Annotated in this window: 17 protein-coding genes; 6 read left to right on the plus strand and 11 right to left on the minus strand. The window is 70.8% G+C overall.

The annotated features are described in order from the left end of the window. Positions 1-8: 8 nt before the first annotated feature. Positions 9-1367, minus strand: a complete 1359-nt coding sequence (locus tag ACIBI9_RS05315) for a S8 family serine peptidase (RefSeq protein ID WP_397220668.1) — start codon at positions 1365-1367, stop codon at positions 9-11. Positions 1368-1550: 183 nt separating this feature from the next. Here ACIBI9_RS05315 and ACIBI9_RS05320 point away from each other — a divergent pair, with 183 nt between their 5' ends. Continuing rightward, complete coding sequence (locus ACIBI9_RS05320) at positions 1551-3587, plus strand: spermidine synthase (RefSeq protein ID WP_397220669.1); 2037 nt, start codon at positions 1551-1553, stop codon at positions 3585-3587. Between the two features lie 251 nt (positions 3588-3838). Here ACIBI9_RS05320 and ACIBI9_RS05325 read toward each other — a convergent pair whose 3' ends face one another. Further along, positions 3839-5386 carry an LCP family protein gene (locus ACIBI9_RS05325; protein WP_397220670.1) on the minus strand — a complete coding sequence of 516 codons (1548 nt, stop codon included), beginning with the start codon at positions 5384-5386 and terminating at the stop codon, positions 3839-3841. A gap of 174 nt (positions 5387-5560) precedes the next feature. Beyond that, positions 5561-6577, minus strand: coding sequence for a neutral zinc metallopeptidase (locus ACIBI9_RS05330; RefSeq protein WP_397220671.1), 1017 nt, complete (start codon positions 6575-6577; stop codon positions 5561-5563). 583 nt (positions 6578-7160) lie between these two features. Here ACIBI9_RS05330 and ACIBI9_RS05335 point away from each other — a divergent pair. Continuing rightward, on the plus strand, positions 7161-8030 hold the full coding sequence (locus ACIBI9_RS05335) for a LysR family transcriptional regulator (RefSeq protein ID WP_397220672.1): 870 nt from the start codon (positions 7161-7163) through the stop codon (positions 8028-8030). Positions 8031-8063: 33 nt separating this feature from the next. Here the strand turns inward: ACIBI9_RS05335 and ACIBI9_RS05340 are convergent, their stop codons facing one another. Together ACIBI9_RS05340 and ACIBI9_RS05345 are read right to left on the minus strand one after the other, a co-directional pair. Continuing rightward, positions 8064-9410 (minus strand): sensor histidine kinase, encoded by a 1347-nt coding sequence (locus ACIBI9_RS05340; RefSeq protein ID WP_397220673.1) that lies wholly within the window; start codon positions 9408-9410, stop codon positions 8064-8066. Continuing rightward, positions 9403-10077 carry a response regulator transcription factor gene (locus tag ACIBI9_RS05345; protein ID WP_397220674.1) on the minus strand — a complete coding sequence of 225 codons (675 nt, stop codon included), beginning with the start codon at positions 10075-10077 and terminating at the stop codon, positions 9403-9405. The genes ACIBI9_RS05340 and ACIBI9_RS05345 overlap by 8 nt, the downstream gene beginning before the upstream one ends. Positions 10078-10204: 127 nt before the next feature. Between ACIBI9_RS05345 and ACIBI9_RS05350 the strand changes: the two genes are divergently transcribed. Genes ACIBI9_RS05350 through ACIBI9_RS05360 form a run of 3 tightly spaced genes read left to right on the plus strand, consistent with a single transcriptional unit; the run spans position 10205 to position 13333 of the window. Then, on the plus strand, positions 10205-11377 hold the full coding sequence (locus tag ACIBI9_RS05350) for an outer membrane lipoprotein carrier protein LolA (RefSeq protein WP_397220675.1): 1173 nt from the start codon (positions 10205-10207) through the stop codon (positions 11375-11377). Continuing rightward, positions 11374-12360, plus strand: coding sequence for an ATP-binding cassette domain-containing protein (locus tag ACIBI9_RS05355; RefSeq protein ID WP_397220676.1), 987 nt, complete (start codon positions 11374-11376; stop codon positions 12358-12360). The genes ACIBI9_RS05350 and ACIBI9_RS05355 overlap by 4 nt, the downstream gene beginning before the upstream one ends. Then, positions 12347-13333, plus strand: coding sequence for an ABC transporter permease (locus ACIBI9_RS05360; RefSeq protein ID WP_397220677.1), 987 nt, complete (start codon positions 12347-12349; stop codon positions 13331-13333). Before ACIBI9_RS05355 ends, ACIBI9_RS05360 begins: the two co-directional genes overlap by 14 nt. A gap of 51 nt (positions 13334-13384) precedes the next feature. Here the strand turns inward: ACIBI9_RS05360 and ACIBI9_RS05365 are convergent, their stop codons facing one another. Next, complete coding sequence (locus tag ACIBI9_RS05365; protein ID WP_397220678.1) at positions 13385-14113, minus strand: YcnI family protein; 729 nt, start codon at positions 14111-14113, stop codon at positions 13385-13387. A 47-nt stretch (positions 14114-14160) separates the two neighbouring features. Then, positions 14161-14730 (minus strand): MFS transporter, encoded by a 570-nt coding sequence (locus ACIBI9_RS05370; RefSeq protein WP_397220679.1) that lies wholly within the window; start codon positions 14728-14730, stop codon positions 14161-14163. Between the two features lie 120 nt (positions 14731-14850). On the opposite strand from ACIBI9_RS05370, the gene ACIBI9_RS05375 reads away from it, so the two are divergent. Further along, positions 14851-15333 (plus strand): hypothetical protein, encoded by a 483-nt coding sequence (locus tag ACIBI9_RS05375; RefSeq protein ID WP_397220680.1) that lies wholly within the window; start codon positions 14851-14853, stop codon positions 15331-15333. A gap of 7 nt (positions 15334-15340) precedes the next feature. On the opposite strand, the gene ACIBI9_RS05380 is transcribed toward ACIBI9_RS05375, so the two are convergent. The 4 genes from ACIBI9_RS05380 to ACIBI9_RS05395 form a co-directional block, all read right to left on the minus strand. Beyond that, entirely contained in the window at positions 15341-16087 is a 747-nt protein-coding gene (locus tag ACIBI9_RS05380; protein ID WP_397220681.1) for an ATP-binding cassette domain-containing protein, read from the minus strand. Positions 16088-16089: 2 nt separating this feature from the next. Further along, positions 16090-16878 carry an ABC transporter permease gene (locus tag ACIBI9_RS05385; RefSeq protein ID WP_397220682.1) on the minus strand — a complete coding sequence of 263 codons (789 nt, stop codon included), beginning with the start codon at positions 16876-16878 and terminating at the stop codon, positions 16090-16092. Next, complete coding sequence (locus ACIBI9_RS05390) at positions 16871-17656, minus strand: ABC transporter permease (RefSeq protein WP_397220839.1); 786 nt, start codon at positions 17654-17656, stop codon at positions 16871-16873. The genes ACIBI9_RS05385 and ACIBI9_RS05390 overlap by 8 nt, the downstream gene beginning before the upstream one ends. Before the next feature lie 125 nt (positions 17657-17781). Beyond that, positions 17782-18177, minus strand: coding sequence for a hypothetical protein (locus ACIBI9_RS05395; RefSeq protein WP_397220683.1), 396 nt, complete (start codon positions 18175-18177; stop codon positions 17782-17784). Positions 18178-18254 lie beyond the last annotated feature (77 nt).

Genomic DNA, 18254 nt, shown 5'->3' on the forward strand with positions numbered 1-18254 from the left:
GACGCCGTTCAGGCCGCGTTCCTGGCGCGCCGCCGCAGCGCGGCGATGATCCCCGCCGGGTCCACGTTCCCGTAGCCGTAGTCGTAGTCGAAGCCCACCTCGCTGCGGTCCTCGGCGGTGCGCCGCAGCAGCGCCCGCAGCTGGGCGGGCGACAGCCGCGTCGAGGGCCACAGGGTGCGGACGGCGGCGACGAGCCCGGCGGCCACCGGCGTCGCCGCGGAGGTGCCCGAGTCGGGCTCGCCGTCGCCGAACGCCTTGGACCCGGAGAAGTGGGTGTAGGCGCAGAAGTCGGGCTTGCGGGCGGTCAGCCGCCCGGGGCCCTGCGAGGAGTAGCCCACCCGCTCCCCGTTGATGTCGACCCCGCCGATGGACAGGGCCTTCGGGTGGGAGTTGGCGCCGACGATGGGCCGGTTGGGGTAGACGCACCGGCCGTCGGGGCAGTGGGTGCCGCAGTTGCCCGCCGCGAACAGCACGTCCGCGCCCGCCCGGTCGAGCTCGGCCACCATCAGGTTGAACGGGTGGGCGGCGTTGTCGGAGTAGTTGCCCGGATGCCCGACCGGGAAGTCCCACTCCGGGGAGAACGAGCCCCACGAGTTGCTCACCACCAGTGCCCTGGACTCGGCGGGCTGGGCGGCGAGCACGTTGCGCAGGTGCGCGAACGCCGACACCGCGTCGGACAGCAGCCCGTCCAGCGCCGAGCCGCCGGGCCGGGTGGACAGCAGGACCGGAATGTCGATCAGCGACGCCTGGGGAGCGGCGATGAGCGTGTCGAACGCGCACATCGTCCCGTGATCGACCTCGAACTCGCCCGCCTTGCCCAGCACGCCCTGCGGGCTCCACGACCGCTCGGCGTCCAGCGTGACGCCCCTGCCGAGCTGCCTGGCGGTGTGGGCCGCGTTGATCCCGGTGTCGAGCACGGCCAGCGCCACCCCGCTGCCGTCGAGGCCCTCGGCGCTCAGCCCCGGCACGTTGAGCAGCCGCTCCACGTCGTGCCAGGTGCCGACCGGCGGGTCGCCCCCGCACGTGCGCGTGGTCTCGATCACCGGATCGGCGAAGACGCCGACCACGTCGGGCCGCAGCGCGGGCAGCAACGTGACCCTGGAGGCCAGCTCGTCGTCCGAGATCGTGCCGCGCACCAGCACGGAGGCGTCCTCGGCGGCCAGCGAGAAGTCGAGCGGCTGGTTGAGCGAGAGGGGGTCGCCCCCGGCGGCCGGGACGGGCCGCGCGACCGCCACAGGGATGTACGCGGTGTCGAGCTCGACCCCGGGCAGCCCGTCTGCCACGTCGGCCGTGGTGGCGCTCTGATCCGGGTCGGCGACGGCCGCGACCAGATCGGGGGAGGGGCGGAGCTGGATCAGGACCCGCATGTGTCACCACCGAATCTCGTGGAGGGAACGAACTCCCCAAGATTCCTCCATCCATTGCCCCGGCGTCCAGCGCCTTTCAAGGGTTTGACCTGCGCAAATACCCCAATTAGTGCGAACCGGATGACATTTCTTCCGGGGCGTCAGGCTTCCGTGTTCCCGGTCTCTTCACTACGGTGTCGAATCATGACGCTCCAGGCGCAGAAGCCGGTCGACGACGGGGAAAAGGCTCACTGGCTGGCGGTGCGGCCGAGGCTCATCCTCGCCAGCGCCTTCATGCTGTTCCTCGAGCTGGCGCTGATCCGGTGGACCGGGTCCAACATCGTCCACCTCAGCTATTTCACCAACTTCGTGCTGCTCGGCTCGTTCCTGGGCATCGGGCTCGGCTTCCTGCGCGTGGGGCGGTCGCGGCGGCAGCCGTACTACTCGCCCGTCGTGCTGGCCGTCCTGGTCGTGGTCGTCCTGACGTTCCCCGTGACCGTCGACAGGAACACCGAGGGCGTCCTGTACTGGACGAGCCTGTCCACCAGCGGCCCGCCCGCGTGGCTGATCCTGCCGGTGATCTTCGGCGCCGCGGCGCTGGTGCTCATGGGCCCCGCCGAGCTCGTCGGGCGCTGCTTCCCCGAGCTGACGCGCCTGGAGGCCTACCGCTACGACCTGATCGGCAGCCTCACCGGGATCGCCGCGTTCACGGCGCTGTCGTTCCTGAGCGCGCCGCCGGTGTTCTGGGGGCTGATCGCGGCCATCTGCTACGGGCTGCTGCTCACGCCCCGGCCGCGCTCGCTCTACGTCGGCCTGGTGACCGTGCCCTCGCTGGCCGTGGTGGGGCTGCTGCTGATGGAGACGCTGACCGCCGGGGCCATCTGGTCGCCGTACTACAAGGTCACCACGCGCCAGCTCACTCAGCTCGGCGTGCTCGTCACCGACATCGCCGTGAACGGCATCCCGCACCAGCAGGCCGTGCCCGCCGCCGCCCGGCTGCAGTGGGAGGCCCAGTACGGCCTGCCGTACGAGCGGACCAGCAAGCCGCCCAAGGACGTGCTCATCGTCGGCGCGGGCAGCGGCACCGACGTGGCCATCGCGCTGTCCAAGGGCGCCAACCGGGTGGACGCCGTGGAGATCGACCCCAAGCTGCGCGAGCTGGGCGGCTCCGTCCACCCCGACAAGCCGTACGACGACCCGCGCGTCACCACCCACATCACCGACGGGCGCGCCTTCCTGGAGCGCACGAGCGGCAAGTACGACCTGATCCTCTTCGCCCTGCCAGACTCGCTCACCCTCGTCTCCGGGGCGAGCTCGCTGCGCCTGGAGAGCTACCTGTTCACCGAGGAGGCCATGAAGGCCGCCCGCGCCCACCTCAAGCCGGGCGGCACCTTCTCGATGTACAACTACTACCGGGAGAGCTGGCTGGTCGACCGCCTCGCCTCCACCATGCAGCGAGCCTTCGGCCACAAGCCGTGCGTCGACGTCGTCAGCACCGCCGGCCAGCAGGCCGTCATCACGGCGGGCGTGACGGCCGACGCGCAGCGCTGCGCGTCCGAGTGGCCCGGCGCCGCGCCCGGCACCCCGCAGCCCGCCAACGACGACCGGCCGTTCCTCTACCTCAAGGACGCCACGATCCCGCCGATCTACATCATCACGCTCGGCCTGATCCTCATCGTCAGCCTCTTCGCCGTGCGCGTCGTCGCCGGGCCCTATGAGCGGATGCGGCCGTACGCGGACCTGTTCCTGCTGGGCGTGGCGTTCATGCTGCTGGAGACGAAGAGCGTGACCGGGTTCGCGCTGCTGTTCGGCACCACGTGGGTGGTCAACGCGATCGTCTTCGCCGGCGTCCTGGTCGCGGTCCTCGCCGCCGTCGAGATCACCCGCCACTTCCGCACCCCGCCGCTGCCCGTCATGTACGGCGTGCTGCTCGCGGGCCTGCTGCTGGCCTGGCTGGTGCCGAACACGTGGCTCCTGTCCCTCCCGCTGCCCCTGCGCGCCGTGGCGGCCGTGGTGGTGGCGTTCCTGCCGATCTTCGCCGCGAACGTCGTCTTCGCCAAGCGCTTCGCCGAGACGGCCGACGCGACCACCTCCTTCGGCGCGAACCTGCTGGGGGCCATGGTGGGCGGGTGCCTGGAGTATGCGGCGCTGGTGATCGGCTACAAGGGGCTGCTGATCGTGGCGGCGGTGCTCTACATCGGGGCGATGGTGCTGCTGCCCCGAAAGTCGGCCACCGCCTGACGGACGCGCCGGCGGCCGGGCGTCCACGCACCTCGCCGCCCGAGCCGAGCGCGTCGGAGGGCGGGCGTCCGGTGGCTGTGGCACGCGCCTGCGGGCACTCCCGAGCGGCGAAGGGGCTCGGCACGTCGGTCGGTGGGCGCCTCCAGCGACGGCGGAGGCGCCGGCGATGGGCGAGGGCCCGACGGCGGCGGGGAGCCGGGCCGGAGGGGCGGGGGGAGGCGGCGGGGTGGGGCCCGCCGCCGGTGCGGGGGTTACAGGCCGCAGAGCTCTTCGAGGGACTTGGCGTTGCCGCCCTTCTGGGTGTTCCTGGTCGGCGTCTGCGTGGGCGTCGCGGGGCGTGTACGGGTCGGCGAGGCCGAGGAGGTGACGCTCGGGGACGCGCTCACGTTCGCCGTCTGGGCCTGGCGGGCGGGCCGGTTGGAGTCGGCGATCGCCTTCCTGGCGGCCAGGCGGATCTTGGCCCAATCGGGCGAACCCGGCCAGAACTCCGGCGGCACGAACTGCTCGCTCGTGATCCGGGCGTCCTTGACCTTGACGGCCAGCTCCACCAGCGGCTGCACCAGGTGCTGCGGGATGTTGGTCTGGGCCAGCCGCTTGGCCGCGCCGGCGATCCTGGTGAAGTTGGTGAGGATCTTGGTGGGGGTGGCCTGCTGGGCGAAGGCGCCGATGACGCAGCGCTGGCGGGCCATGCGGGAGAAGTCGTCGCTGTTGACCCGGGAGCGGCCGTACCAGAGGGCCTGCTCGCCCGTCAGCTTCCGGTAGCCCGCCTTGATGGTGCCCGCCGTGCCGAAGTGGCCGCCCCACTTGACGTCCTGCTCGACGCGGATCTTGAGGCCGCCGATGGCGTCGACGAGGTCCGCGAAGCCGTACATGTTCATCAGCATGTAGTAGTCGATCTTGAGGCCAAGCGTGTAGCCGATGGCGTCCATCAGCGCCCGGGGGCCCTTGTTCTTGCCGCCCATGAGCTGCGGGTTGTCGTTGGCGTACTGCCAGACCTCGTTGAGCAGGCCCCCGTTGGGGAGCTCGGCCATGTAGCCGTTCGGGAACTGCTTGTGCAGCGGCGAGGTCGGCGGGAAGCGCACGTGCTGCAGGTTGCGCGGCAGGCTGAACAGCACGGTGTTGCCCGTCTTGAGGTCGATGCTGGCCACGTTCATGCTGTCGGTGCGTACGCCGGTGCGGTTGCCGGCCGCGTCGCCGCCGATCAGCAGGAAGTTCACGCGGTCCTTGCCGCCCCACGGGTCTTCGCCCTCCTTGACCGGGGCGGGGGCTTCGGGGTCGGACACCGAGGGGAAGATCTTTCTGATCGCTTCCCGCGCGGTCAGCACGTAGTTGGCGGTCAGGGCGAACGGCGACATCACCGCCACGCACAGCACCCCGACGACGATGCCGGTCAGCACCTGGCCCTGCTGGTTGAGCCGGTTGGGCCCGAGCGCGACGTACGAGGTCACCAGCACCGCGAACCACATCAGCGCGAGGACCGAGGCCACCACGACCACGGTGACCATCATCCCGTCGCCGGCGAACGCGGTGAGGTTCTGGAGGTTGCGGGTCAGCCCGTAGGCCAGGGCCGCCAGGAGCAGCACCGCGTACACGCTGAGGAGGATCAGCCCGGTACGGCGACGCCCGGCCCGCAGATGTGCGGCGCCGGGCGCGATGGCGGACAGGGCGGTCCACCCGAGTACGGAGGCGGTCGTCAGGGGCTTGGCGAAGCGAGGGGATGAGGAGCCAGGGCGCGGACGGCGAATGGGTCGCCGTTTCTTGCCCCTTGGCACGGTTTCTGCCCCATCGCGATTGCTCACACCCGGCTCCTTACACGCCTACCAGGCAAAACTGTCGTTTGCCCCCCGTTGGGCACAAGATTGCCAGGATTCTAGTCCCCATATCTGGACATCAGAGACATGTACCCAAGCTGAGATGAACACTACGTGCACGATGTGCCGCGTTTAGGGGGTTTTGGGTAAGCCGTAATTTTTTCAGGAGACGGTCGAGGACGGCGCCATCCAGGTGTTGCACTGGTACGTCTTGTCCCGCTCCCAGCCCTGCCGGAACCACCGGTTGTTGTTCGCGGGCGTGCCGTGGTCGCGCGGCCACCCCGGATAGTCGCCCACCTGCCCGTAGAACCAGAACAGGCGGCTGCGCAGGGACGTGTTCACCGGGTACGACGCCGCCACCGACCGCATCCACATGCCGCCGAAGCAGGTCGCCTGCAGCTCGAGCCGCCTGCTGAGCGCCAGCTTGCCGCTCTGGCTGGAGGAGTCGAGGGTGGCGCGCCACCAGCTGTCCATCAGGCCCGTGATGTTCTGGATGTGGTGGCCGTACTCGTGGGCCATCATGCTGATGATGCCGCCGTGCCAGGAGATGATCTGGCCGTACCCGCGGGCGTTGCCGTTGCCCCGGGACATGGCCGAGGTGGAGGCGTAGATCGTGTTGTTGCGCGGGCAGTAGTACGGCACCATGCTCCCGGCCGACGGGTAGTCGCCGCACGCGCCCCTGCCCCGCTTGGCGGCGATGGCGTAGTTGGGCGGGCTGAACTGGATGCCCTGCTTCTCCAGGATCGGCCCCCACGCCCGGTCCATGCACTTGCCGGTCTTCAGGATCAGCGCCTTGAGTTGGCTGTGGTTGAAGACGTTGGCGTTCCCGCCGGAGCAGCTCAGCCTGGGCAGCGTGCCCGCCCGGTACATGGTGTTGTTCTTCAGGCTCGTGTTAAGCGTCACCCTGGGAGGCTGCGTCGGGGTCGTGTCCGGCTCCTCGGTCTCCTCCTGGGTGGGCTGCTGCGTCGGCGAGTCCGACTCCGTCGGGGTCGGCCGCCGCGTGCGGGTCGGGAACGGGTCGCTGGTGGCGCGCTCCGAAGGCTCGTACGTCGGGATCGCGACCGGTGTCGTCGTCTCCGACCTCGACGCGCTCTTGAACAGCGCCGAGGCGATGATGATCAGCACGAACAGCGCGGCGATCCCCCCGAGCACGCCGCCGATCACGCCGAAGATGCCCATGCCCGACTTCCTGCGCTGCGGCGGCCCCCACTGCGCCGGCGGCAAAGGGGGCGGCGGCGGTGGAGGCGGGGGCGGAGGCGGCGGTTGCCGGTATTGCTGCTGCTGCCCGTAAGGTGGCGGCGGTGGCGGATACTGCGGGCCGCCCTGGGGATAGGTCTGCTGCGGATAGGCGGGCCCCTGAGGGTGGTTCGGCGCCTGCTGGTACGGGTTCCCCTGCGGAGGAGGCGGGGGAGGCGGCGGAGGTGGCGGAGGCGTCGGGTACGGCTGCCGGCTCGGCGCCTGCGGCTGGCGGTAGTTCGGCGGCGGCCACGGCAACGAGGGCGGCCTCTGTGGCTGCCCTGGCCCCTGTGGCGGGGGTGGATAATGCCCGTTCCCTGTCACCGTGTCTCCCCGTTCACCCGGTTGTCTGGAATCGATGGCTTTGCGCCGCGACTAGCCGGACCCTTGCCAAATTTGGGGCAAAAGCATACTGATTTCTCACCCGTCACGGATGTAGCAGTGATCGGTTACGGTCCGAAATCATTCGAGGTGATCTCGGTTATCTCCCGGTCCGCGCGGCGGGCGTTGCCCTAGCTTCTTTGGCATGAATCTCCAGCAGCTCCGCTATGTGGTCGCGACTGCGGAGCACCGCACCATGACCGACGCGGCAAGATCGCTTTACATCGCGCAGCCTGCGCTGTCCCGCGCGATCCGCGATCTGGAGCGGGAGCTCGGCATGACGCTCTTCGCTCGTTCAGGCCGTGGCGTGGTCGTCACCGCGCAGGGCCGTCGCGTGGTCAAGCTGGCGAGGGAGGCACTCGATGCCGTTCACGAGATCGAGAGCCTGGCCAACCACGGCGGCGTCACGGAAGCGGAGCTCCGCATCGCATCCACGCCCAGCCTCGAACCCGGCCTGGCCGGGCGGCTGCTCCCGGCTTACGCGGCCGAGCATCCGGGAGTACGCGTGCACATCGTGCGCTGCGACGGCAGAGACGCCGTCGTCAACGCCATCAGAGATCAGCGGGCCGACCTCGGGCTCACCGATCTCCCCGTCCCCACGGACCTGATCACCCATCCGCTCGAGCGCCAGGAGATCGTGCTGATCTCCCCGCCCGGGCTCGACCTGCCCAACCCGGTGCCGATGGGCAAGCTGCACGGCATGCGCCTGGCGCTGCCGGCCCGCGGCAGCATGCGGCGCAGGGAGCTGGACGCGATGTTCGGCAAGTACTCGGTGAGCCCTGTGGTCGTGCTCGAAACCGACGAGCGCAACGGCTGGCTCAACGCGGTACGTGCCGGCCAGGCGTCCTTGCTCTGGTACCGCGGCCTGGCGGAACAGGCCAGTCGCGCGGGCCTGATCGTGCGCTCGCTCGAACCCGCCGTACGGCGCGTCATCGCCGTCGTGCACGCTCGCCGCCGCCTGCCGCTGATCGCCCAGGACTTCCTGGCCACCGCAGAAAAGGGGACAGCCGCCTGACCCGATTAGGAACGATCCAGAGAACGAACCCCCCTACCGGGAAACCGGCAACCGCACCACGGCCCGCAGACCGGGCGCGGCGTCCTCCAGGACGACCGTGCCACCGTGCGCACGCACGGTCTCGCGTACGATGGCCAGCCCCAGCCCGGCGCCGCCCTCATCTCGGCTGCGCCCGGAGTCCAGCCTGGTGAAGCGGTTGAAGACGCGCTCGCGATCCTGTTCGGGGATGCCGGGCCCGTCATCGGTCACCGTCAGCACTCCGTCCGCGGTCAAGGCCACCTCGACCTTGGAAGAGGTGTGGCGTACCGCGTTGTCCATCAGGTTCGTCAGCACCCGGCTCAGGTCGAGGGCGTCCCCGCGCACCACGACCGGGTCGCACACCGTCAGGCGCGCCTCGGCGTACCTGTCGACGGTCTGGCGGACCACCTCGTCCATCTCGACGGGTTCCCGCCTGGCGGGCACGCCGCCGCGCTCGTCCAGCCTGGCCAGCGCCAGCAGGTCCTCGGCCAGCCTGGACAGCCGCATCGTGTCCTCCAGGACGCCCTCGGCGGTCTCCCGCCAGTCCTGACCCTCGGGATGTCCCAGCGCGACCTCGAGCTGCAGCCTGATGCTGGCCAGCGGGCTGCGCAGCTCGTGCGCCGCGTCGGAGACCAGCGCCCGCTGTCGCTGCTCGGCCTCCTCCAGCCTGGCCAGCATGCCGTTGAGCGTGGTGGCCAGCGAGTAGACCTCGTCACGCGACTGCGGCACCGGCAGCCGGCGCGACCTGGCCGTGTGCGTGATGTCCGCCGCGCCCCTGCGCAGGGCCGCGATCGGGCGCAGCGTACGGCCGATCATGAGCCAGCTCGCCACCGCCAGCAGCACGATCAGCGCGGGCGTGCCCACCAGCAGCACCCGTCCGGCCGTGACCAGGCTGGTCTGGATCTCGCTGATGGGCCGGGCCGCGATCACGGTCTGCCCGCGGTCCGCGCTGAGCACGATCACCCGCAGGAACCCGGGCACCGCGTACGGCCGCCCGTCCATGAGCGTGGCCTGCCCCCGCTTGAGCACCTTGGCCCGGGCCTTGGCGTCCAGCAGCGGGACCAGCCGGTCGGTGCCGTACGTCACGTGCGTGATGCGCCCGGAGGCGTCGATGACCTGCACGATCGTGCCGTCGTGCGTGGTGATCGGGCTGGTCAGCGTCCCGGCGTCGGCCGCCACGCGCACGGCCTGCGCCGTCTGCCTGGTGGACTCGTCCACCGTGTCCATCAGCGCCCGTTCGAGCACGCTGACCAGCACCGTCGCCGACACGGCCAGCGCCAGCGCGAGCACCGCGGCGGCCGCCACCGTGAGCCTGAACCGCAACCCCTGCCGCCGCCACCAGACGAGCGGGGAGTCAGCCACCGTCGCCCGCCAGCCGGTAGCCGGCGCCGCGCACGGTCTGGAGCGCGTTCCTGCCGAACGGGGCGTCGATCTTGCGCCGCAGGTAGCCGACGTACACCTCGACCACGTTCGGGTCGGTGTCGAAGGTGTCCCAGACGTGCTCCAGGATCTCCACCTTCGACACGACCTCGTCCCGCCGCCGGATCAGGTACTCCAGCAGCGCGAACTCCCTCGGCGTCAGCTCGATCGAGCTCCCGTCCCGCTCGACCCTGCGCCGGGCCGGGTCGAGCGACAGGTCGCCGGCCACCAGCACCGACGGCCGCCGTCCCGCGTCGCGTCGCAGCAGCGCCCGGAGCCTGGCCACCAGCACCACGTACGAGAACGGCTTGGTCAGGTAGTCGTCGGCGCCCAGGTCGAGCCCGTCGGCCATGTCGTACTCGCCGTCCTTGGCCGACAGCATGAGGATCGGCACCCAGTTCTCCTCCGCGCGCAGCTGCTTGCACACGTTGTAGCCCGAGAGCCTGGGCAGCATGATGTCGAGCACCACGACGTCGTAGTCACCGTGCCTGGCCGCGTGCAGGCCCTCCTCGCCGTCGTGGGCGAGGTCAACGGCGAACCCCTCAGCCTGGAGCCCCCGCTGGAGCGCGGCGGCCATCCGCCGCTCGTCCTCGACGACAAGTACTCTCATGTGGCAATTCTCCTGTTCCCGCCCTGAGACAACGCTGAGAAGGCTGAGAGCCGTCTCAGACAGTCTCAGGTCCGCCTAAGGATGCATCACGCAGGCTCTGAACATCGACATACCGTTAAGGAGTGAGATGCGCAGAGGCACGTTCGTGAGGTGGGGAGTCCCGATCGCGGCCGCGGCTGTGATCGGAGCCGCGATCGGCGCCGGCCCCGTCATAGCCGCCGTGAGCGGCGAGCCCGTGCTGCCGGAGCGGTCGGCACAGCAGCTGCTGGCCGACGCCGTGGCGGCGACCAGCAAGGAAGGCGGCATCGCGCCGATGTCCGGCACGGTGCAGCAGACGGCCTCGCTCGGCCTGCCGGCGCTGCCGCAGACCGGCGAGGCCTCGCCGCTGAGCCTGCTGTCGGGCTCGCACGAGGTGAAGGTCTGGTACGGCGGCGCCGACAAGGTCCGGGTGGCCCTGCCGACCCAGTTGAACGAGACCAACCTGATCGTGAACGGCGACACGGCCTGGTACTGGGAGAGCGCCACCAACACGGCCACCAAGCTGACCATCAAGGCGGAGGCCGGGCAGGACAAGCGCGCTCTGCCCACGCCGCGGCCGACCGACGTGACGCCGCAGCAGGTGGCCGAGCACCTGCTGGCCAACGTCGACCAGCACACGGCGGTCCGTGTGATCAACACCGCCCAGGTGGCGGGCCGGCCGGTCTACCAGCTCGTGCTGGCGCCCAAGGACGCGGGCTCGCTCGTCCAGGAGATCCGCCTGGCGCTCGACGGCGAGACGTACGTCCCGCTGCAGGTGCAGGTCTACGCCAAGGGCTCGGCCGAGCCGGCGTTCCAGGTCGGGTTCACGCAGGTGACGTTCACGCCGCCGGCGGCCGAGAACTTCACCTTCACCCCGCCCGCGGGCGCCAAGGTGGAGGAGAAGACCCTCGGCACCGGCATGGAGCAGGACGTCGCGGCGGACCGCGCCGAGCACGCCAAGGACGTCGCGGAGCGGGCGAAGGTCGTGGGGCAGGGCTGGACGACCGTGGCGGTCGTGCCGTTCTCGCTGTCGGACCTGAAGACCGCGACGCCGTCGGACGGTCGCCAGGGCACCGGCCACGGCCCGGGCGGGGACATGAGTGCTGACCCGAGCGCGCTGATCGACGGCGTGCTGAAGTCCGCCACCCCGGTGAGCGGCACGTGGGGCTCCGGCAAGCTGATCAAGACCAAGCTCGTCACCGCCCTGCTGACCGACGACGGCCGCCTCCTGGTCGGCGCGGTCACCCCGGAGGAGATCACCAAGGCGGCGGGCACGAAGTGACCACCGTCACGCAGGAAGCAGGGGCGCCCTTCGGGGCGGCCCTGCCCCCGGGGATGAACGCGGGGGAGTTCGCGCTCGTCACGGAGGGCCTGACCAAGCGCTTCCGCGGCGGCCAGGTCGCCGTGGACACGCTCGACCTGGCCGTGCCGCGCGGTTCGGTGTTCGGCTTCCTGGGGCCGAACGGCTCGGGCAAGACCACCACGATCCGCATGCTGCTCGGCCTGGTCGCGCCGACGTCGGGCGCGTACTCCGTGCTCGGCCTGCCCCAGGCCCAGGCCCTGCCCAAGGTGGGGGCGCTGGTCGAGGGGCCGGCCTTCTACCCGTACCTGTCGGGCGCGGCCAACCTGATGCGCTTCGACTCCGCCGACCCGACCGCGCCCCGCGCGACCGCGAAGCGGCGCATCGCCGAGGCGCTCGACCGCGTGGGCCTGTCGGCCGCGGCCGGCAAGCGCTTCCGCAACTACTCGCTCGGCATGCGCCAGCGCCTGGCCATCGCCGCCGCCCTGCTGGGGCCGCGCGAGCTGCTCATCCTGGACGAGCCCACCAACGGGCTCGACCCGCAGGGCACGCGCGAGGTCCGCGCGCTGGTCAAGGAGATCGCCGCCGACGGCACCACGGTCTTCGTCTCCTCCCACCTGCTGGCGGAGGTGGAGCAGATGTGCACGCACGCCGCGATCATGCGTACCGGCAGGCTCGTGGCGCAGGGCACGATCGCCTCGCTGAACGGCGGGCTCGTGACGCGCATCCGGGTGGAGACGCCGGACGTGGCCGACGCCGCGCGGGTGCTCGGCACGCTCGGCCTCGCCGACGTGCTGACCTCGGACGGGGAGGTCACGGCGGAGCTGGGCGGCCACGCGCCGGACCGGGTCAACGCCGCGCTGGTGGGGGAGGGCGTGGCCGTTCGCGGGCTGGCCGTGGTGCGGCCGAGCCTCGAGGACGTGTTCGTGGGACTGACAGGGGAGGGCTTCGATGTCGACGGCTGAGACGGCGGGGACCCTGGGGTCCGCCGTCGGGACCACGGGGGCCGGGACCCAGGAGGAGCGCCGCACGCCCGGGCTGGTGCCCGTCGCGGAGTCCATGCGCACCACCGAACGCCGCCCGCCGGAGCCGCCTGCCCCCGCTCCCGCCCCCGCGGCGGGAAGGGTGTGGGCGTTCTGGCGGCTGCTCGGCTCCGAGCTGGGCCTGACGTTCCGCAGGCCGCGCAACTTGACGATGCTGGCCGTGCTCGGCGTCGTGCCGATCGTGATCGGCGTGGCGCTGCGGCTCGTCGCCTCCGAGGAGGGGGTGGGCGGGCTCGTCCAGGACGTCGTGGGCAACAGTCTGATGCTGACGTTCGTGTCGTTCTCGTTCCTGGTGCTGCTGCTGATGCCGGTCGCCGTCAGCGTCGTGGCCGGCGACTCGATCGCGGGCGAGGCCGGGGCGGGGACCCTGCGCTACCTGCTGGCCGCCCCGGCGGGGCGCACCCGGCTGCTGCTGGTCAAATACCTCAACGCGGTCGTCTTCGCGTACGCGGTCACCGCGGTGGTGGCCCTGACGGCGCTGCTGACGGGCCTGATCCTCTTCCCGGCCGGGCCGGTGACGCTGCTGTCCGGCACCACGATCTCGATGGCCGACGGGCTGCTGCGCATCCTCATCGCCGTCGGGTACGTCGGCGCCGGGATGGCCGCCCTGGCCGCGGTCGCGCTGGCGCTGTCGACGTTCACCGAGGTGTCCATCGGGGCCATCGCGGCCACCATGGTGCTGGTCATCGTCTGCCAGGTGCTCCGGGCGATCCCCGAGCTGGGCTCGATCACGCCGTACCTGCTGCCGTCCAAGTTCACGAACTTCGACGCCGTGCTGCGCAGCCCGATCGACTTCGGGGGTCTGCGGGACGGCCTGCTGACGTTCGGGGCGTACATCGTGCTGTTCGGCTCGATCGCCTGGGCGCGCTTCTCCGGCAAGGACATCACCTCCTGACAACCGAAGCGCCCCGACCGCGGACGGCCGGGGCGCGGGACGTCGTGAACGTCAGGCGGCGGGACGGCGGCGCAGGCCGAGCGCGCCGATCACGACGCCGATGACGCCGACCACGAGGCCGGCGCCGCCGAGCAGGCGGGCGGTGCCGTCGGAGGCCGACGTGGCCGCCGCCACCGGCGTCACCGAGGGAGCGGCGGCGGCCGGAGCGGCCGAGGCCGACGCCGAGGCCGTGCCGTGCCCGTCGCCCCCGCTCGCGGGGACCAGCTTGAGCACCGGGGCGGGGTGCTCCGCCTCGGTCCCGTCCGTCTTGGGCGCGTCCGACCAGTCCACGACCTCACCCCCCGAGTACGTCTGCTTCGTCGGGAACACCAGCGAGTCCGTGTCCTTGGGCAGCTGCCCCATGGACACCTCGAACTCCTGGAACTCGCCCGGGTTGATCTTGCCGCCGGACCACACGACCTTGGTCACGGCCTCTTCGAGGTCGCCGTACTCGGTCTTGACCGGCTTGGGCAGCTTGCCCTGCGTGACCTTGACGTCCCAGCCCGGCAGGGGCTTGACCGACACGAACGCCAGCGGGTGGTCGGCGGGGAAGGAGACCTCGATCTTGGTGGTCGAGGCGTTGTCGCGCTCGTTCGGCACCCGGAACGCGACCTTGGTGAAGCCGCCCTGCTCGGCGGTGCCCGGCTGGATGGTGACGTGGGCCAGGGCCGGAAGGGCGAGGCCGACGGTGAGGGCGGTGGCGGCGGCGATCACGGTCGCCGCACGGCGTACGAGGGACATGCGGGAACTCCACTTGGTGAATGGGGATGAACAGGGGTGTCAGACGGTCAGGCGGGAAGTGGAGGACCACGCCTGGCCACGCAGAGCCGGAACTCCGGCTGGAGCGGGACGACCCTCGACCGGACGATCGGCGCGGCAGGCCGCGCGAACGGCGGCACGGTGACCGCGGGGAGCAGCATGAGACGGCGGCCGACGAGGCGCAGCAGCGACCAGAGCGCGACCTCGCCGCGCGCCAGCCACAGGCCCGTGATCAGCGTGGCCGTCACGTGCGTGAGCAGCATCCCGGTGTTGACCGCCAGGCCGCCCTGGCCGTGGCCGTGCGCCGCGGCCCCCAGCTCGAACAGCCCGCGCACGGAGAAGTAGGCGGCGCCGTCGCCCGCGAACAGCTCGTGCAGCGCCAGCTGCGCGCCCACCAGCACCACGTTGATCGTCGCCGCGGAGCGCTCCCTGCCGCACAGCGCCAGCCCCAGCGCGGACACGCCCGCGAGCCCCAGGCCGGCGACCCACGGCGCGGGCGCCGAACCGCCGCCCAGCACGTGGGCGAAGGCGGCTAGAGCCACGCAGACGGCGGCGAAGGCGGCCGTCCGCGCGAGTCTGAGGGGAAGGTGCGCACGCATGAGTGTGCCCCATGCTCTCACGGGGCAGTGAGTCATGAGACCCGAAGTCCGAAGGTGCACATTGGCTGGTTCAAAACGGGCATTTAGGGCTAGGGTCGTGCCGACCGCGTTGACATTGAGGTGAGAACGTTGCGGCACTTTGGTGGTTTCCTCATCGGGCTGGTGGTGACGGCAGCCGTGCTGGCGGGCGGCGGCTGGGCCGTTCAGCAGGCCGTCGGCAACGCCGCGGCGACGCCACCGGACAACCAGAAGATGTGGATCGCGCTGGGCGCGATGGCCGCCGTCGGGCTGGTCGTCGGGCTGGTGGTGGCGGGCCGGATCTCGCCCATGGCGACGTTCGTGCCGTCGTTGGTCCTGCTGGCCTGGACGGTCGTGTACGCACTCGACGTGAACAGGGCGATCTCCCTCATCCCGAACGCCCCGTCGGTCAACCAGATCATCCTGGACGCCGGTCTCGGCGCCAAGACCCTGCTCACGTCGGGCGTGTTCGCCCTGCTCGGCGTGGCGCTGTTCATCCCCGTGCTGATGCCGTCGCGCTGGTCGCGCCACTACGACGACGTCGACGAGGACTACGAGGCCACGCCGGAGGGCAGCTACTACTGAGCCGTCCCTACTGGGCCGTCCCCGTGTAGAGGCGGGTCACGACGTCCTCGATGCTCGACTGGCCGGGAGACGTGGCCATCAGGTCGTCGAGCGTGCCGTCGAACGCCAGTCGCCCGTGGTCGATCACCATGACCCGGCGGCACAGGCGCTCGATGTCACCGAGGTCATGCGTGGTCAGCAGCACGGTCGTGCCGCGCTCGGCGTTGAGCCGCTTCAGGAACTCTCTGATGCCGGCCTTGCTGACCACGTCCAGCCCGATCGTCGGCTCGTCGAGCACCAGCACGTCGGGCGCGTGCAGCAGCGCCGCCGCGAGGTCGCCCCGCATGCGCTGGCCCAGGCTGAGCTGGCGCACCGGCGTGCGCGTGAACTCGCCCAGGTCGAGCGTCTCGGTCAGCTCGTCGAGCCGCGACCTGAACGTGGCCCGGTCGACCTTGTACAGGTGGCGGATCAGCTCGAAGCTGTCGGCGAGCGGCAGGTCCCACCACAGTGTCGTCCGCTGACCGAAAACCACCCCGATCCGCCGCGCCAGCGACGTGCGCCGGCGCGACGGGTCGAGCCCGGCCACCCGGACCCGGCCGGACGTCGGCGTGAGGATGCCGCAGAGCATCTTGATCGTGGTGGACTTGCCGGCCCCGTTGGGTCCGAGGTAGCCGACGAACTCTCCCGCCGACACGGTGAACGACAGGTCGCTCACGGCGTGGACGACATTCCTCTTGATCTTGAACGAGCGTCCGGCCCGGTCAAGTTCGATCATCCTCAACTCCCCGTGGATCGGTAGTGCCTGATGCCCTGCCGCCAGGCCAGCCCGGCCAGCAGGGCGAGGACCAGCGCGGCGACCGGCGCGGCGAACCGCAGGAACTCCGGCGTGCCGAACGGGTCGGCCCTGCCCAGCACGTACAGGCCGGGCTGCCAGTTGACGAAGGCCAGCGGGAGCACGTAGGTCACGCCCCTGACCAGGTCGCGGCCGTAGATGCTGAGCGGGTACTGGTTGAGCTGGCCGCTGCCGTAGGTGAAGGCGTTGGACACCTCGGGGGCGTCGGTCAGCACGAACTGGACCGCGCCGCCGAGCGTCCAGACGGCCGCGAAGATGACGATCCCGCTGACCAGCATGACGGGGATCATCCAGGCGCGCCGCCAGTCGAGGTCGAGCGCGGCGATGCCGTAGCCGAGCACGATGGCAGCCTGGAGGATCCGGCCCACCCGGGCGGGCACGAACCGGTCGGTGGCGAGCTGGATCCACGGGCTGAGCGGCCTGATCAGGAACGTGTCGAGGGTGCCCGCCTTGATGTGCTGGCTGATCCGGTCGATGTTGCTGACGAACGTGTCGCAGACGGCGAACGACACGCCGGCGGCGCCGTACAGGAAGAGGACCTCGTCGCGGGAGAATCCCGCGAGCGTGGTGGTGTTGGCGAAGACGATCAGGAGCACGGCGACGTCCACCGCGGAGGTGAGGACGCCGAACAGGGTCATCAGCGCGAACGACACCGGGTACGCCGCCGCGGCCCGGGTCCAGGTCCACAGCAGCAGGAAGTAGGTCCTAACCACCCTGGATCACCACCTTGTGGCGGATCGCCATGGTGGCGAGCGCGCCCAGCCCGAGCAGGATCGCCGCCCAGAGCGCCTGGAACGCGAGCGTCTCCAGGACCGGGGCCTTGCCCAGATAGAGGTCGGTCGGGAGCTGGACCATGGCCGCCCAGGGCAGCGCCGTCGCCAGGTCGCCGAACCAGCCGGGGAACAGGTGCAGCGGCACCAGCATCCCGGAGAAGAACGTCGTCAGGAGCATCGAGACCACCGCGACGCCGCGGTCGTCGAGGAGCCAGCAGACCGACAGCGCCACCAGGTAGCGCCAGCCGAAGCTGACCAGCACCGCGACGGCGAAGCCGGCCAGGAACGCCAGCCACTGCCCCGGCCCGGCGGGGACCCTGATGCCGAACACCACCGCGCCGACCAGCATGGGCGGGATGCCGCGGACCAGGAACAGGTACGCGGCCCTGCCCAGGTCCTCGGCCAGCGTCCAGAGCTGGAGCGGGGCGGGCCGGACCAGGTCGAGCGCGATGTCACCGCTGCGGATGCGCTCGGGGATGCCGAGCCCGCCCCCGAACAGCTGCATCGGGCCGATGAACGCCTGGGTGATGAAGCAGAACGTGACGGCGTCGGTCACGTCGTAGCCGGCCAGCCCGGGGCGGGCCTGCCAGAGTGCGATGAGGATGTAGGCGCGAAGGATGCCGAAGACGCTGTTGGTGAAAGCGCCGGCGATCGCGCCCCAGACGTAGGTGGCGTGCTTGCGGAAGCCGTACCGGACAAGCCGGGCATATAGGGGTATGGTTTTGCACCTCCGGAGGGTGAGGACACGGTGACCAACCGTGTACGGACCCGCGCACGGGTCTGCCGATGAGAAGCATGGAATTATGCGTTGCGGCCTATGGGCGCCGCAACGCAATTAATCGTTCAGCGGTCGGTGAGGCGGTAGACGAAGCGCAGGCCCGACCACTTGTCGTCGATCGCGGCGACCTTGTTGTCCACCAGCCCCATGGACAGGCCGTAGTCGCGGATGGGGTTCTCCGAGAGGTCCGTGGGCACCTTGCTGGCGCGTTTCGGCCAGCAGACCCACAGGCCGCCGCTCTTCGCCAGCAGGGCCAGGGCGGACGGGAACGCCTCGTGAAGGGCGGCCGAGTCGGGGCAGAAGACCAGTATGACGTCGTACGGCCCGGCGGCCGGGGCCCGATGCACCTCGGCGGCGGGCTCGCCCAGGTCGAGTCCGTCGGGGGCATCGATGGCCAGCACCCGGTGCCCTGGCTTGACGCCGAGCTTGCGCGGCAGCGGTGTGCCCGAGTATCCGGCCATAGAGGACAGCGTGTCACAGCACCGAAATATCCAGGTAAGAGATGAGATACTTACTGGCCGGTAGGAGGATCTTCATC

The organism is Nonomuraea sp. NPDC050451 (assembly GCF_044458585.1).

What these genes read in the sequence shown, in the direction of transcription:
- ACIBI9_RS05315 (WP_397220668.1), bottom strand. Translation starts at nt 1,367, where the DNA reads ATGCGGGTCCTGATCCAGCTCCGCCCCTCCCCCGATCTGGTCGCGGCC.
- ACIBI9_RS05320 (WP_397220669.1), top strand. Translation starts at nt 1,551, where the DNA reads ATGACGCTCCAGGCGCAGAAGCCGGTCGACGACGGGGAAAAGGCTCAC.
- ACIBI9_RS05330 (WP_397220671.1), bottom strand. Translation starts at nt 6,577, where the DNA reads ATGGGCATCTTCGGCGTGATCGGCGGCGTGCTCGGGGGGATCGCCGCG.
- ACIBI9_RS05335 (WP_397220672.1), top strand. Translation starts at nt 7,161, where the DNA reads ATGAATCTCCAGCAGCTCCGCTATGTGGTCGCGACTGCGGAGCACCGC.
- ACIBI9_RS05345 (WP_397220674.1), bottom strand. Translation starts at nt 10,077, where the DNA reads ATGAGAGTACTTGTCGTCGAGGACGAGCGGCGGATGGCCGCCGCGCTC.
- ACIBI9_RS05350 (WP_397220675.1), top strand. Translation starts at nt 10,205, where the DNA reads ATGCGCAGAGGCACGTTCGTGAGGTGGGGAGTCCCGATCGCGGCCGCG.
- ACIBI9_RS05360 (WP_397220677.1), top strand. Translation starts at nt 12,347, where the DNA reads ATGTCGACGGCTGAGACGGCGGGGACCCTGGGGTCCGCCGTCGGGACC.
- ACIBI9_RS05365 (WP_397220678.1), bottom strand. Translation starts at nt 14,113, where the DNA reads ATGTCCCTCGTACGCCGTGCGGCGACCGTGATCGCCGCCGCCACCGCC.
- ACIBI9_RS05370 (WP_397220679.1), bottom strand. Translation starts at nt 14,730, where the DNA reads ATGCGTGCGCACCTTCCCCTCAGACTCGCGCGGACGGCCGCCTTCGCC.
- ACIBI9_RS05380 (WP_397220681.1), bottom strand. Translation starts at nt 16,087, where the DNA reads ATGATCGAACTTGACCGGGCCGGACGCTCGTTCAAGATCAAGAGGAAT.
- ACIBI9_RS05395 (WP_397220683.1), bottom strand. Translation starts at nt 18,177, where the DNA reads ATGGCCGGATACTCGGGCACACCGCTGCCGCGCAAGCTCGGCGTCAAG.